The following is a 1,639-nucleotide window of genomic DNA, read 5'->3' as shown; positions in this document are numbered from 1 at the left end:
CCACAAGCCCGCCAGACTCCGACACCACTTCCAGCAATAATTGCAAATAGTGGCAAAAAAAAGAGCAACAAGATATCAATACGCTCCCGCGGACAACGAGCCCAAGAAGTTATTTTGATAATAAAATCCACTAACATATAAACATGTAGTCCTGAAATACTAAAAATATGAATAATTCCTAAATTAGTTAATCCCTGCCGTAAATCAGCTTCATTAGCATCAAAATCACCTAGCAATAAGCTACTCGCATTCACCCTTAACCAATGTGGTAATTTTTTTAAAGAGTTCAGCCATCGAAATCGGATAATATGAAGATAGTCTAGAATATTGCTTTTTTTAGTAATTGCGTTCAACTGGATATTTTTGGCTACTCCGCGATAATAAATCTTTTGGTAACGGTAATACTTTTGAAAATCGAACTCACCAATATTTGTGGCTGCAGTTATTTTCTGCCATTGAAAATCACCTTTGATCAATACCTTCTGATCTGGAATAACACTATGAGCTGGAATAGAGCCACTAAAACTAACTTTTGAGCCATCTAATAATTTTCCTGTACCTGAAATCCAATCATTATTAATTTTAATTTGATCCGGATTAGCAATAATTTGAGTTGCAGTTGGGATTTGGGCCTTTGTCGGCTGCCCTAAAAAGAATCCTAAAATAAATAAAATTATCATCTCCACAAGAAGAAAATAGCGTTGATTTTTATAAGCAGTAATAAATAATAATAATATAAGTAAAGACCATAGCCAAATAAGGGATTTATTTGCAATAACAATTGCTAATTGCAGAACTAAAGCCCAATAAATATACCAACCGCGATTATCAAACTGTGAGTTGAGATTTAAGCTTTTCAACAGTTTTATCTCCAATACCTTGAACTTGAGCAAGATCTTCAATTTTATTAAAATTTCCATGTTCTTGGCGATATTGAACAATCAACTCAGCTTTTTTAGGTCCAATTCCAGTTAAATTTTGTAGTTGTGTGGCGTCTGCTGTATTTAAATTTATTTGTTGAGTACCTGGATTTATACTGCCATTAGATTTTTGATTATTGCTAGTAGAAACATTATTAGTAGTAGCTGCTTCTCCTTTTTCATTGACATAAATTTGTGCTTGATCATGAAGCTTTTGTGCCTGATTAATAGTATGTAAGTCAGCTTTATCAGTTACCCCACCAGCATGTTGAATCGCATCATAAACACGTGCAGTTGTTAAAAGCCGATAAACGCCAGGCTTATTGACAGCGCCTTGGACATCAACCATAATCCACTTGGAAGTACTTGAAGTGGACTCTAGAGACTTGTGCTTTTTTTTAGGTTCCTCAAAATTTACAGCGTTATTATTCTGGACAGATGGTTGAGGCCAAAACTGCCATACTAAGATAATTACTGTTAAAATTACTAACCCTACAATTTTCAAATGTTCTTTAACCCATGCAATTATATTTTCCAATTATTATCACCCATTTATAATTACAAAAAAAAAACACCATTTTACCGGTGTGTTTTTAAATAATTACAAGCATCATCAAGAGTTTTAACAGGTACAATTTTCATCTTAGTATTTAAACGAGTAGCTGCTTTTTTGGCAATTGTATAATTGTTTCGGACGTTGCGATCACTGTTAAATATTT

General features: G+C 33.6%; 2 protein-coding genes. Both read right to left on the bottom strand.

Features of this window, described 5'->3' with window-relative positions; all coding sequences use genetic code 11:
- On the bottom strand, nt 1-860 hold an 860-nt coding region (locus EQ827_RS08670; protein WP_181190578.1), incomplete at its 3' end, for a ComEC/Rec2 family competence protein.
- Complete coding sequence (locus tag EQ827_RS08665) at nt 829-1,458, bottom strand: helix-hairpin-helix domain-containing protein (RefSeq protein ID WP_181190577.1); 630 nt, start codon at nt 1,456-1,458, stop codon at nt 829-831. The genes EQ827_RS08665 and EQ827_RS08670, both read right to left, overlap by 32 nt.
- Between the last annotated feature and the right edge of the window lie 181 nt (nt 1,459-1,639).

It is taken from the genome of Bombilactobacillus bombi (assembly GCF_013607485.1).
GTDB lineage: Bacteria > Bacillota > Bacilli > Lactobacillales > Lactobacillaceae > Bombilactobacillus > Bombilactobacillus bombi_A.
This window is presented reverse-complemented; position numbering and strand designations above follow the sequence as displayed.